Origin of the sequence: Ventrimonas faecis (assembly GCF_040096075.1) — a bacterium.
Classification (GTDB): Bacteria; Bacillota; Clostridia; order Lachnospirales; family Lachnospiraceae; genus Brotaphodocola; species Brotaphodocola faecis.
Genome location: NZ_JBBMFJ010000006.1, coordinates 1 through 13,143 on the forward strand (window position 1 = coordinate 1; position 13,143 = coordinate 13,143).

Sequence of the window (13,143 nt, forward strand, 5' to 3'; positions counted from 1 at the left end):
GGCCCTCCTAATGATATTTATTGTATCATAGAAGGACCTTACTTAGGTTATTTTACAGAAAAAGTTTCATAGGCTCCTTCTAATCGGCGTAGGACAGTCCTATGTATTATTTACAGGAAATATCGATCTTTCTATTGGTTCTGTAGTGGGTATGAGTTGTATGATCTCAGCAACCCTGATGTGTCATGGAATGAATCCGTGGGTTGCAATGGTCATCACCTTGGTTGTGTGCCTGTTAGTTGGTTATGTAAATGGCATTCTGGTATCAAAATGTAAGCTGCCGCCTTTCATCGCAACATTAGGTACAATGACAATGGCAAGAGGTATTGCACAGATCGTCAATGGAAATTACAATACAGACTCCATTGGTGAAGCTGCAAAAGGCTTCCGTACCTTCTTCTACAGTGGTAAGATATTAGGTATCTTCAGTGCTTTCTGGATCGCTCTGGTGATCTGGTTCATCTTTAACTACATAATGAGCTGTACCAGAACCGGCCGTCATATTTACGCAACAGGAAGTAATATTGATGCAGCAAGACTTTCCGGTGTTAATGTAGACAATACAGTTATCTGTGTTTACATTGTATCTGCTTTCTGTGCCTGCATAACAGGTTTGATCACCTGTGCTTCAACTGGTACAGGTACTATGGATGCGGGTACATCTTATGAAATGTATGCAGTAGCAGCTTCTGTAATCGGCGGCGTATCTACATTAGGTGGTTCCGGTATTTTACTTGGTACTGTGATCGGTTCCGGTATATGGGGAGTTTTACAGAATGGTCTTCAATTTGCAGGAGCACCGGTTGCTATCAGGAATATCGTGATCGGTATTATCGTAGTTGTTGCGGTACTTATGGACGTAATCGTAAGAAGCGGCAGAGGCAAGAGTAAAAAACATAAAAACAACTAAAAAAATAAGTAAAATGAAGGTAAAGCATAAAAATGCTTTCACAATAAAGAAAGGAAAGGTATAGTATTATGAGGAAAAAAGCGATTTCAATGATTCTGGCGGCAGCACTTGGTTCTGTATTATTAGCAGGCTGTTCATCTGCTCCAAAGGAAACAACTGCAGCAGCTACAGCAGCTGAAACAACTGCAGAGGAGAAGAAGGAAGAAAGTAAAGCTGAGGAAACCAAAGCAGAAGAGAAGAAAGAAGAGACTGCTGGCAATGATATGCTGTCTGGGGAAACAGGAGACATTGCAAAGGCCGGAGATGGAAAAGGACAGAAGGTAGTTCTTATTACCATTGACTCTATGGATCAGCACTGGGTAAACATGGACAAGGGCTGCAAGCAGGCAGCAGAAGAGCTTGGCTGTGATTATAAGTGGATCGCTCCTGATGTAAAAGATGACGCAAAGCAGATCGAGTGCGTAAACAATGCAGTAGCTGATGGCGCAACCGCTATCCTGGTAGCTGCAAATGGTCCTGACGCTATTACAGCAGCTCTGGAAGAAGCAGATCAGGCTGGTGTTAAGATCGTTCAGGTTGACTCTTTCGCAAATTATCCTTGTGTACAGAAGTTAGGAACTGACAACCGTGCAGCAGGAAAGACTGCTGGTGAGCAGGTTCTGGCAGCTCTGGAAGCTAAGGGAGTTAAAGAAGGTAAAATCGGTATCGTTTCTGTAAACGCAGCAACTACTTCTACTGTAGACCGTGACGAAGGCTTCCGTTCCGCATTTGAAGGAACCGCTTTTGAGATCCTTGAAACACAGTATGCAGATGGCGATGCTGCAAAATCCAAAGATGCAGCAGCTAACTTTATTTCCCAGGGTTGTGTAGCACTGTTTGGTGCAAATGAAGGCTCCTGCGTTGGTGTTGGTAATGCAGTTGCAGAAGATGGAAATAACATCGTAGCAGCAGGTATGGATAAGTCTGATGCGGTTATCCAGCTGATCAAAGATGGTGCCCTGATCTGTACAATGGCTCAGAATCCTGATGTTATGGGTTATGAAGGCATGTATGCAGCAATCACCGCTATTAATGATGGAAAAGTAGCTCCTGAATATATTGATACTGGCGTTTCTATCTTAAATTTAGATGCAGTTAAATAATCAGGCTGTTTAAAGAAACAAAGTGAGGAAAAATATGCTCCGGCAGGTATGTCAGCCTGTCGGAGCTATTTTCATTGAGAAGAAGGGAGAGACTGTATGTATCTGTATGGATTTGATATTGGAGGCACAAAATGTGCAGTGATCCTGGCGAAGGTGGAAGGAGACCAGGTAGATTTTCTGGAGCGGTATGAGATGAAAACACTGGGAGACTGGAAAAAAGTCCTTGATGAATTAACTGAAAATACTTTGATGATAGCAAAGAAATATGGTCTGACAACAGGGACTGAGGGTGAGAATTGTATTATCTGTGGGGGGATTTCCTGTGGCGGTCCTTTAAGTCCGGACAGGAAGTGGATATTATCGCCGCCGAACCTTCAGGGCTGGGATCAGGTGCCTGTAGTGGAATATCTTGAGGAGAAGCTGGGGATCCCTGTGAAAATGGAAAATGATGCAGATGCAGGAGCTTTGGCAGAATGGAAGTTCGGGGCCGGAAAAGGCTGTCAGAATATGATCTTTCTTACTTTTGGCACAGGTCTTGGTTCCGGTCTTATCCTTAATGGACAGTTATACCGGGGAAGTACCGGCATGGCTGGGGAAGCAGGTCACATACGTATGGAACCTGAGGGACCGGAAGGATATGGAAAAGCAGGAAGCCTGGAAGGTTTCTGCTCTGGAGGAGGTATCAGCAGGCTTGCCGGATATTTTGGCACAGAAGGGAGTGCAAAGGAGCTGGCAGAACGGGCTGAGGCCGGGGATGAGAGGGCTTTAGCAGTGTATGCCAGATGCGGAGCTGTTTTTGGAAGAGGTCTGGCTATCCTTATAGACCTTTTAAATCCGGAAAAGATCGTGGTAGGTTCTGTTTATGCCAGGAGTCACCATCTTTTAGATAAGACCATGTATGAAGAACTGGAAAAAGAAGCGCTCCCCATGAACCGGGCGGCCTGTGAGATCGTACCGGCGGCTTTAGGAGAGCGGATCGGGGATTATGCGGCTGTAGTTGCGGCAGTTAATTCTTTGTCCATTTTATAGCTGCAGATACACCCGGCATTTTCGTTACTTTATCATATTGCTATTTATATAGAATCGAAAGAAAATCGTCAGATAATCGCCCGGCAAATTCGTTGACAAATGCCCTTGGAAAAAGGTATCATAAGCTATAGCAGTAAGAGTGTTCTGACTGAAAAAGGAGAATGATCGTTATGAGAAAAAATATGTTTAAGGTTATGGCGCTGAGCCTGGCCATGGCTACGTTATCTACTACAGCTGCATTTGCGGCAGGCTGGGGCAAGGTTGGCAGTGAATGGTATTACTATCAGGAGGATGGCAATGTTGCAAGAAACACCTGGATCAATACGCTGGTCAGCAATGATGAGTCCGGTGAGCTCAGCTATCAGGTCGGCAGCAAAGACTTTGTGACCGAAGAGGGCAAATCCATTGCGGCTTCCTACTGGGTACAGGGCAATGGTGTTATGGCAACCAGCTGCTGGGTAGCAGACGGAGATGCCTGGTACCGTGTAGATGGCAAGGGCCTCATCATGAAGGATCAGGTTTACACCGAGAACAAAGATATGTACTATCTTGGAAAAGATGGCAAGATGGTGACCAATGACTGGTACCAGAATGAGGAAGGCAAGTGGTATTACTTTGCCGAGAATGGCAAGGCAGTTAAAAACGGCTGGAAGACCATTGATGACGCAGAGTATTACTTCTTAAAGAGCGGCACTATGGCAACGGATGTAAATATTCCGGGCGGCGGACATGTCGGAGCAGACGGAAAGCGTGACCGCTAAAGAAAGGACAGATGCGTCAATTACCCACCACTTAGCCTAACGGCTTGAAGTGGGGGCTTGTAAAAGCCTGATTGACTAGCTTAAGTGTTTCGAGCACTACGTTAGGAGAGAATGTGTAATCATTAGATTACGTAAATAGGTACCTGCAGGTGTTTTACCTAGCTTGCAGCTCTACGGTATGTGGTTAAACAGTCTTGATGGGACGAGACAGTGCCGCATGCAGCAAAACCTCTCATTAACATTGGCGAAGGTATCATTACGGCAGGTGTGGCCGGCTTAAAGCATTGACACACCAATTTAAGAAAGGAGTGCCTGTTATGGTATACGTATTAGATAAAAACGGACAACCACTGATGCCTACCGACAGGCATCGTAAGGTCCGACTGATGTTACAGTCAGGTCAGGCCAAAGTAATCAAAAGATGTCCGTTTACAATACAACTGAATTATGATTCCGGACATCAAACACAGGAAATTTCTCTTGGAATTGATGCCGGAAGCAAACATATCGGAGTATCGGCAACCACAAAAATCAAAGTGTTATATGAGGCAGATGTAGAACTGAGAAACGATATCGTAGATTTATTATCGTCCAGACGGGAACTTCGCCGTGGGAGACGTAACAGGAAAACCAGGTATCGTCAGGCAAAATTTAATAACCGGAGACGTGGAAATGGCTGGTTAGCACCTTCAATCCGACAAAAGATCGGGACACATCTTACCGTTGTAGAAAATATTTGTAAGATCCTTCCGATAAGCCGGATAATGGTTGAGACAGCTTCCTTTGATATCCAGAAGATCAAGAACCCGGCTATCCAGGGCGCGGAATATCAGCAAGGTGATCAGCTAGAATTCTGGAACGTCAGGGAATATGTTTTATTCCGTGATGGCCATACCTGTCAGTGCTGTAAGGGTAAGTCCAAGGACAAAATTCTGAATGTGCACCATATTGAGAGTCGTAAGACTGGGGGCAATGCCCCGAACAATCTGATTACACTATGTGAGACCTGCCATACCGGTTACCACAAAGGTACCGTACAATTGCCAAAGGCCATTAAACGCGGCATGCGATTTAAGAATGCTGCATTTATGGGAATTATGCGATGGGCTTTCTACGAAGCACTAAAGCAACAGTACGAACCTGTTGCTACCCCAGTGCATAACACATACGGATATATCACGAAACATACTCGTATTGCGTATAACTTGCCTAAAGAGCACTATGTTGACGCAAGATGTATCAGTGGTAATCCGGAGGCATCTTCAAACGGTGAGTATTACTATCAAAAGAAGGTCCGTTGTCATAACCGTCAGATTCACAAACTAACAGTTTTGAAGGGTGGAATACGGAAACAGAATCAAGCCACATATCTGGTAAAAGGTTATCGGTTATTCGATAAAGTCTCATATCAGGGAAAAGGATATTTCGTTTTCGGACGACGGCAAAGCGGATTTTTTGATATACGGACATTATCTGGAGAGAAAGTAAACAAAGGTAGTTTGAGTTGTAAAAAATTAAAGTTCATTGCAACGAGAACGTATTATTTAACAGAAAGGAGAGCCGTCTAACGACGGGCGCATTCCTCCCACGACCTAAGAGGTCTGGATATCCTGCGCTGTTTTATGATGAAGATGACGGGAGTTATGAAACGGGCGGCTGTGTTGTGCATGGCGGTGCTGCTTACATTGTCTTCTGCATTCTTAAGCTATGCGGAGAACGGCTGGAAGCGCAGCGGAAGTGTGTGGAATTATTACTATTCCAATGGCAAGATGGCCAAAAATACCTGGATCAAGAATGGAGATGTGCTGTTCTGGATCGAGGAGGACGGTGCTATGGCCACATCCAAATGGCACGAACAGGACCATACCTGGTACTATCTGGATGCCAGCGGAGCAGCTGTGACCGGCTGGAAAGAAATAGACGGGAAGTGGTACTATTTCAAGGAAGATCATGCTATGGCTACGGAAGAAACGATCGGAAGCTATTATGTAGGCAAGGATGGGGCCTGGGACAGCCGCAAATAGGACTGAAAACACAGCGCCAGGACATAAAAACGATAATGTAAAATCAAAAACCGCCGTGAGGATATACCTTGCGGCGATATTTTTTTGTCATTTTATAACTGTAAATTATAGAGCTAATTCCAATCTCGTATAGATGTTTCTGAATAAATTCCGGCCGATTGGTTGAAAAATGGAAATAAATGCGTTAATATGGGAAGAAACGTGTTATTGTTCATACATAGCGCAAACAGACAGATACCAAAATCCCCTTCGGTCAGAGCGGGATGGATCAGAAAGAGGTAAGACACCATGAATTGTAATATCGTAACAATCCCCGGAGATGGAATCGGACCGGAAATTGTACGTGAAGCGTGCAAGGTCCTTGATAAAGTAGGAGAGGTATACGGACATACCTTTCAGTACACAAAAATTCTGATGGGCGGCTGCTCCATCGACGAATACGGAGTTCCGTTAACCGATGAGGCACTGGAAACCGCAAAGAAGAGTGACGCGGTTTTACTTGGCGCAGTTGGCGGTAATGTAGGAAATTCAAAATGGTACGACGTGGCACCGAACTTAAGACCTGAGGCGGGGCTGCTGGCAATCCGCAAAGGCCTTAATTTATTTGCGAACCTTCGCCCGGCTTACCTTTACAATGAACTGGCAGATGCCTGCCCGTTAAAGAAAGAAAATATCGGTGACGGCTTCGACATGATCATCGTGCGCGAGCTGACCGGCGGCCTGTACTTTGGCGAGCGTCATACCGAAGAGGCAGACGGCGTGCTGCAGGCAACTGACACCCTGACCTATAACGAGAACGAGATCCGTCGCATTGCCATCAAGGCATTCGACATTGCCATGAAGAGAAGAAAACACGTCATCAGCGTGGACAAGGCCAACGTGCTGGATTCCTCCAGACTCTGGAGAAAGGTCGTTGAGGAAGTGGCAAAGGATTATCCGGAAGTAAAACTGGAGCATATGCTGGTTGATAACTGCGCTATGCAGCTTGTCATGAATCCGGGTCAGTTCGATGTCGTCCTGACCGAGAACATGTTTGGTGATATCCTTTCTGATGAGGCCAGCATGATCACCGGTTCCATCGGCATGCTGTCTTCCGCAAGCTTAAACGAGACCAAGTTCGGCATGTACGAGCCGAGTCACGGTTCCGCGCCGGATATTGCAGGCAAAGACCTGGCAAACCCGATCGCAACCGTTCTCTCCGCAGCCATGATGCTTCGTTATTCCTTCGATATGGATAAAGAAGCAGATGCCATTGAGGCAGCTGTACAGCAGGTACTGACCGACGGTTACCGCACCGGAGATATTTATTCTGAGGGATGCAAGAAGGTCGGAACTATCGAGATGGGCGACCTGATCGCAGCACGCATCCGCTAAAAAACGTATAGAATTTACAGGCTGGTGCCCGTTTTTACGGGCATCGGCATTCACATGAGGAGGAGTCAGATATGAGAAGTGATAATGCAAAAGCAGGCATGCAGCAGGCACCGGCCCGTTCCCTGTTCCGTGCGTTAGGATTAACCGATGAAGAGATGGAGCGCCCGTTAGTCGGCATTGTAAGCTCCTACAATGAGATTGTTCCGGGACACATGAACCTGGACAAGATCGTGGACGCGGTAAAACAGGGTGTTGCCATGGCAGGCGGTACCCCGATCGTATTCCCGGCCATTGCAGTATGTGACGGTATTGCCATGGGACATGTGGGAATGAAATACTCCCTGGTAACCCGTGACCTGATTGCTGACTCCACCGAGTGTATGGCTATGGCACATCAGTTTGACGCTCTGGTTATGGTTCCGAACTGTGACAAAAACGTTCCGGGACTTTTAATGGCAGCAGCCCGCTTAAACATCCCTACCGTGTTCGTCAGCGGCGGCCCGATGTTAGCCGGCCACGTAAAAGGTGAGAAACGCAGCCTTTCCAGCATGTTTGAGGCAGTTGGCTCTTATGCGGCAGGCCTTATGTCTGAGGAAGATGTTAAAGAGTTTGAGTGCAAGGTCTGCCCGACCTGTGGTTCCTGCTCCGGTATGTACACCGCAAACAGCATGAACTGCCTGACCGAGGTCCTCGGCATGGGCTTAAGGGGCAACGGTACCATCCCGGCCGTTTACTCCGAGCGTCTGGTTCTGGCAAAGCATGCAGGTATGGCTGTTATGGATATGTTAAAGAAGAACATCCGCCCGAGAGACATCATGACCGAGGCAGCATTCCGCAACGCTCTGACCATGGATATGGCTCTTGGCTGCAGCACCAACAGCATGCTGCATCTTCCGGCTATTGCCCATGAGGCAGGCGTGGAGCTGAATGTGGATATCGCAAACGAGATCAGCGCAAAGACCCCGAACCTGTGCCACCTGGCACCGGCCGGACATACTTATATGGAAGACTTAAACGAGGCAGGTGGCATCTACGCAGTCATGAACGAGATCAGCAAGCTTGGCCTCTTAAATCTGGACTGCATGACTGTAACAGGCAGGACCGTTGGCGAGAACATTAAGGACTGCGTCAACAAGAACCCGGAGATTATCCGTCCGATCGACAATCCGTACTCAAAGACCGGCGGCATCGCAGTTCTGCGCGGCAACCTGGCACCGGATTCCTGTGTGGTAAAACGTTCCGCAGTTGCTCCGGAGATGCTGGTACACGAAGGACCGGCCCGCGTCTTCGACAGCGAGGACGATGCCATCGCAGCCATCAAGGGCGGCAAGATCGTAGCAGGTGATGTGGTCGTTATCCGTTATGAGGGACCGAAGGGCGGCCCGGGCATGAGAGAGATGTTAAACCCGACCTCTGCCATCGTCGGTATGGGCCTTGGCTCTACCGTAGCCCTGATCACCGACGGTCGTTTCAGCGGCGCATCCCGCGGCGCTTCCATTGGCCATGTGAGCCCGGAGGCAGCAGCAGGCGGCCCGATCGGCCTGGTGGAAGAGGGCGATATCATTGCCATCGATATCAATGCCAATACCATCAACATGAAGGTATCCGATGAAGAACTGGCAAGACGCCGCGCGAACTGGACCCCGAAGACCAAAGAGGTCAGCGGATACTTAAAGCGCTACGCTGCACTGGTAACCAGCGCGGACAAGGGCGCAATCTTAAAAGGAAACTAAGTGTAAACCGTACCAGAGACAGATAAGGAGTGTTTTAACATGGCGGAAACCAGAGTATTGAATGGATCAGAAATCCTGATCGAGTGTTTAAAAGAACAGGGTGTAAAGACCGTGTTCGGTTATCCGGGAGGAGCCATCTTAAATATCTATGATGCGCTTTACAAGCATCAGGATGAGATTACCCACATCCTGACCTCCCACGAGCAGGGCGCGTCCCATGCGGCAGACGGTTACGCGAGAACCACCGGAAAAGTCGGCGTATGCCTGGCTACATCCGGCCCTGGCGCTACCAATCTGGTAACCGGTATCGCTACCGCGTTCATGGATTCCATCCCGATGGTAGCCATCACCTGCAACGTTGGCGTGAGCCTTCTTGGCCGTGACAGCTTCCAGGAGATCGACATCACCGGCGTGACCATGCCGATCACCAAATATAACTTCATCGTAAAAGATATCAAAAAGCTGGCAGATACCGTGCGCCGCGCGTTCACCATTGCCCAGAGCGGCAGACCGGGCCCGGTCCTCATCGATATCACCAAGGATGTGACTGCGGCTGAGTATGAATATACTCCGCAGGAACCGGCTCCGATTGAGCGCCAGACTGATACCATCCGCGAGGAGGACATTGAGACTGCGCTGGAGATGATCCGCAAGAGTCAGAAACCGTTCATTTTTGTAGGCGGCGGCGCCGTACTTTCCGGCGCATCCGAGGAGCTGAAGGTGCTGGCTCACAAGATTCAGGCACCGGTGGCCGATTCCCTGATGGGCAAGGGCGCGTTTGATGGAACCGACGAACTTTACACCGGCATGGTGGGCATGCATGGAACCAAAACTTCCAACTTCGGCATCAGCGAGTGTGATCTCCTGATCGTGGCAGGTGCCCGCTTCAGTGACCGTGTGACCGGCAACGCATCCAAGTTCGCGAAGAACGCGAAGATTCTCCAGATCGATGTAGATCCGGCGGAGATCAACAAGAACATCCACACCCACGCAAGCATCATCGGTGACTTAAAGGTAGTTCTGCGTAAGCTCAACGCCCGTCTGGATCCGATGAATCATGAGGAGTGGCTCCAGCACGTAGAGCGGATGAAGGACATGTACCCGCTGCGCTACGACAAGACCCAGCTTACCGGCCCGTTCATCATGGAAACCATTGATGAGCTGACCAAAGGCGACGCTGTCATCTGTACCGAGGTTGGCCAGCATCAGATGTGGGCTGCCCAGTACTACAAATACAGAAAGCCGAGAACTCTTCTTACCTCCGGCGGACTTGGCACCATGGGCTACGGCCTGGGCGCTTCCATCGGAGCCAAGATGGCCTGCGGCGATATGGGACATCCGGATACTCCGGTGTTCAACATTGCCGGAGACGGCTGCTTCCGTATGAACATGAATGAAATCGCCACCGCGACCCGCTACAACATCCCGATCATTCAGGTGGTAGTGAACAACCATGTGCTCGGCATGGTGCGCCAGTGGCAGAACCTGTTCTACGGAAAGCGGTATTCACATACCGTATTAAATGACGCAGTGGATTTCGTGAAGCTGGCTGAGGCCATGGGCGCGAAAGCTTACCGCGTGACCAGACAGGAAGACTTAAAGCCGGTTCTGGAGGAAGCCATCGCATTACAGGCGCCGGTACTCATTGAGTGCCAGATCAACTGCGATGACAAGGTATACCCGATGGTATCACCGGGTGCCCCGATCCAGGATGCCTTTGATGACACCGATCTGAAAATTAAATAGCAGGATGACTTAGAGAGCAGAGAAAAGGTTATCTGATCAATTTTGTCCGTAACGATCCGGGACAGGTGTTTTTGTGTACTCTGTCTCGGATTGTTATTATATAATTATGAAAAATCTAATTCATGAAGAAGGAGGAAGAAACAATGGGAAGAGTCTACAATTTCTCAGCAGGACCAGCCGTATTACCGGAGGAAGTCCTGAAGGAAGCCGCAGAAGAAATGCTTGATTACAGAGGCACCGGCATGTCAGTTATGGAGATGAGCCATCGATCTAAAGCCTTTGAGACCATCATCGAAGAAGCGGAGCAGGACCTTCGGGATCTGATGAACATTCCGGATAATTACAAAGTGCTGTTTTTGCAGGGAGGCGCCCATCTGCAGTTCTCCGCCATTCCGCAGAATCTGATGAAAAACGGCGTAGCCGATTACATCATCACGGGTCAGTGGGCGAAGAAGGCATTCAAGGAAGCGCAGAAATACGGAAAGGCAGTAGCTGTTGCATCAAGTGAAGACAAGACCTTCAGCTACATTCCGGACTGCTCTGACCTGCCGATCGACGACGACGCGGATTATGTATACATCTGCGAGAACAACACGATCTACGGCACCAAATACAAAACCCTGCCAAATACCAAGGGGAAAACGCTGGTGGCTGACATCTCTTCCTGCTTCCTTTCTGAGCCGGTGGATGTAACAAAGTATGGCCTGCTTTATGGCGGTGCCCAGAAGAATGTAGGACCGGCAGGCGTGGTCATTGTGATCATCCGCGAGGACCTGATTACTGAGGATGTACTTCCGGGAACCCCAACCATCTGCCAGTATAAGGTACAGGCAGACGCCAAGTCTCTTTACAATACCCCGCCATGCTATGGTATCTACATCTGCGGCAAGGTATTCAAATGGTTAAAGAAGCGCGGCGGCCTGGAAGCCATGAAGGAGTACAACGAAAAGAAGGCGAAGATCCTCTACGATTTCCTGGACCAGAGCAAGTTGTTTAAGGGAACCGTGGCTAAAGAGGACCGCTCTTTAATGAACGTTCCGTTCGTGACCGGAGACAAGGATCTGGACGCAGAGTTTGTCAAAGAGGCAACCGCTGCAGGATTTGTTAACTTAAAGGGACACCGCACCGTAGGCGGCATGCGTGCCAGCATTTACAATGCCATGCCGATGGAAGGCGTGGAGAAGCTGGTTGAGTTCATGAAGAAATTCGAGGAGGCGCATCAGGCATGAGAAAGATCCATTGCATTAACGCCATTTCCAAATATGGTACAGACCAGTTTACAGAGGACTATGAGCTTACCGATGAGGTGAATGAGGCAGAGGGTATTCTGGTCCGCAGCGCATCCCTTCATGAAATGCAGTTTTCCAATTCCCTGCTGGCCATTGCCCGTGCCGGAGCCGGTGTCAACAACATTCCGTTAGATGCCTGCGCCCAGGAAGGTATTGTGGTGTTTAACACTCCGGGCGCCAACGCAAATGGCGTAAAAGAGCTGGTGCTGGCCGGACTGTTCCTGGCATCCCGTGATATCGTGGGCGGTATCGAATGGTGCAAAGAGAACAAAGACGACGCAAACATCGGAAAAACCGCGGAGAAGGCCAAGAAAGCCTTTGCCGGATGTGAGATCAAAGGCAAGAAGCTTGGCGTGGTAGGCCTGGGCGCCATCGGTGCCGAGGTTGCAAACGCAGCCATTGCCCTTGGCATGGAAGTATACGGCTATGACCCGTACATTTCCGTCAACGCGGCATGGAGACTGTCCCGCGATGTGAAGCATACCACCAGCCTGGATACCATCTGCCAGGAGTGTGATTACATCACCCTGCATGTTCCGGCAGTGGATTCCACAAAGGGCATGATCAACAAGGCAGCGCTCGACCAGATGAAGGACGGCGTGGTAATCTTAAACTTTGCCCGTGATGTTCTGGTCAATGAGGATGACCTGGCTGAGGCCTTAAAGTCCGGCAAGGTGAAGCAATATGTGACAGACTTTGCAAATCCGAAATCCGTGACCATGGAACATACCATCGTGATCCCGCACCTGGGCGCTTCCACCGAGGAGTCCGAGGATAACTGCGCGAAGATGGCAGTTCAGGAGATCATGGATTATCTGGAAAACGGCAACATCCGCAATTCCGTGAACTATCCGGCCTGCGATATGGGCGTGAAGAAGACGGCTTGCCGCGTAGCGGTATTACATATGAACATTCCGAACATGATCGGCCAGATTACCGGAGTGCTGGCAGCCGGAAAGATCAACATTTCTGACATGACCAACAAGAGCCGCGATAAATTCGCGTACACCCTGATGGACCTGGAGCATACGCCGGATGACATCATGGTGCAGAAGTTAAATGCCATTGAGGGCGTGTTAAGAGTCAGACTCATCTGATTTTGCAATTTTCGTAACTGTGAGGGTACTGAACAGTT

10 protein-coding genes and 1 pseudogene are annotated in these 13,143 nt (G+C 48.9%); all 11 read left to right on the forward strand.

The window, feature by feature from the left end:
* Positions 1 to 52 precede the first annotated feature (52 nt).
* Positions 53 to 910: pseudogene (locus tag WMO41_RS04290) on the forward strand (ABC transporter permease); the annotation flags it as partial.
* A gap of 68 nt (positions 911 to 978) precedes the next feature.
* The gene (locus WMO41_RS04295; protein WP_349228708.1) at positions 979 to 2,052 is read left to right on the forward strand and encodes a substrate-binding domain-containing protein; all 1,074 of its coding nucleotides are present in this window, start codon (positions 979 to 981) and stop codon (positions 2,050 to 2,052) included.
* 96 nt (positions 2,053 to 2,148) lie between these two features.
* A complete protein-coding gene (locus WMO41_RS04300) occupies positions 2,149 to 3,081 on the forward strand; it encodes an ROK family protein (protein WP_349228709.1) in 933 nt (310 codons plus the stop codon).
* A gap of 170 nt (positions 3,082 to 3,251) precedes the next feature.
* A complete protein-coding gene (locus WMO41_RS04305; protein ID WP_349228710.1) occupies positions 3,252 to 3,842 on the forward strand; it encodes a hypothetical protein in 591 nt (196 codons plus the stop codon).
* A gap of 317 nt (positions 3,843 to 4,159) precedes the next feature.
* Positions 4,160 to 5,410: an RNA-guided endonuclease IscB gene (gene iscB / locus WMO41_RS04310; protein ID WP_349228711.1), complete on the forward strand. Its 1,251-nt coding sequence runs from the start codon at positions 4,160 to 4,162 to the stop codon at positions 5,408 to 5,410.
* Positions 5,411 to 5,464: 54 nt separating this feature from the next.
* A complete protein-coding gene (locus WMO41_RS04315; protein WP_349228712.1) occupies positions 5,465 to 5,866 on the forward strand; it encodes a hypothetical protein in 402 nt (133 codons plus the stop codon).
* 288 nt (positions 5,867 to 6,154) lie between these two features.
* A complete protein-coding gene (gene leuB, locus WMO41_RS04320) occupies positions 6,155 to 7,240 on the forward strand; it encodes a 3-isopropylmalate dehydrogenase (protein ID WP_349228713.1) in 1,086 nt (361 codons plus the stop codon).
* 71 nt (positions 7,241 to 7,311) lie between these two features.
* A complete protein-coding gene (ilvD, locus tag WMO41_RS04325) occupies positions 7,312 to 8,973 on the forward strand; it encodes a dihydroxy-acid dehydratase (protein WP_349228714.1) in 1,662 nt (553 codons plus the stop codon).
* Between the two features lie 39 nt (positions 8,974 to 9,012).
* A complete protein-coding gene (ilvB, locus tag WMO41_RS04330) occupies positions 9,013 to 10,719 on the forward strand; it encodes a biosynthetic-type acetolactate synthase large subunit (RefSeq protein ID WP_349228715.1) in 1,707 nt (568 codons plus the stop codon).
* Between the two features lie 143 nt (positions 10,720 to 10,862).
* A complete protein-coding gene (gene serC, locus WMO41_RS04335) occupies positions 10,863 to 11,948 on the forward strand; it encodes a 3-phosphoserine/phosphohydroxythreonine transaminase (RefSeq protein ID WP_118533810.1) in 1,086 nt (361 codons plus the stop codon).
* The gene (locus WMO41_RS04340; protein ID WP_349228716.1) at positions 11,945 to 13,105 is read left to right on the forward strand and encodes a phosphoglycerate dehydrogenase; all 1,161 of its coding nucleotides are present in this window, start codon (positions 11,945 to 11,947) and stop codon (positions 13,103 to 13,105) included. Before serC ends, WMO41_RS04340 begins: the two co-directional genes overlap by 4 nt.
* The last annotated feature ends 38 nt before the right edge of the window (positions 13,106 to 13,143 follow it).

Coding starts and splice junctions, on each gene's coding strand:
- WMO41_RS04305 (WP_349228710.1), top strand. CDS start 3,252: ATGAGAAAAAATATGTTTAAGGTTATGGCGCTGAGCCTGGCCATGGCT.
- iscB (WP_349228711.1), top strand. CDS start 4,160: ATGGTATACGTATTAGATAAAAACGGACAACCACTGATGCCTACCGAC.
- ilvD (WP_349228714.1), top strand. CDS start 7,312: ATGAGAAGTGATAATGCAAAAGCAGGCATGCAGCAGGCACCGGCCCGT.
- WMO41_RS04315 (WP_349228712.1), top strand. CDS start 5,465: ATGATGAAGATGACGGGAGTTATGAAACGGGCGGCTGTGTTGTGCATG.
- leuB (WP_349228713.1), top strand. CDS start 6,155: ATGAATTGTAATATCGTAACAATCCCCGGAGATGGAATCGGACCGGAA.
- WMO41_RS04300 (WP_349228709.1), top strand. CDS start 2,149: ATGTATCTGTATGGATTTGATATTGGAGGCACAAAATGTGCAGTGATC.
- WMO41_RS04340 (WP_349228716.1), top strand. CDS start 11,945: ATGAGAAAGATCCATTGCATTAACGCCATTTCCAAATATGGTACAGAC.
- ilvB (WP_349228715.1), top strand. CDS start 9,013: ATGGCGGAAACCAGAGTATTGAATGGATCAGAAATCCTGATCGAGTGT.
- serC (WP_118533810.1), top strand. CDS start 10,863: ATGGGAAGAGTCTACAATTTCTCAGCAGGACCAGCCGTATTACCGGAG.
- WMO41_RS04295 (WP_349228708.1), top strand. CDS start 979: ATGAGGAAAAAAGCGATTTCAATGATTCTGGCGGCAGCACTTGGTTCT.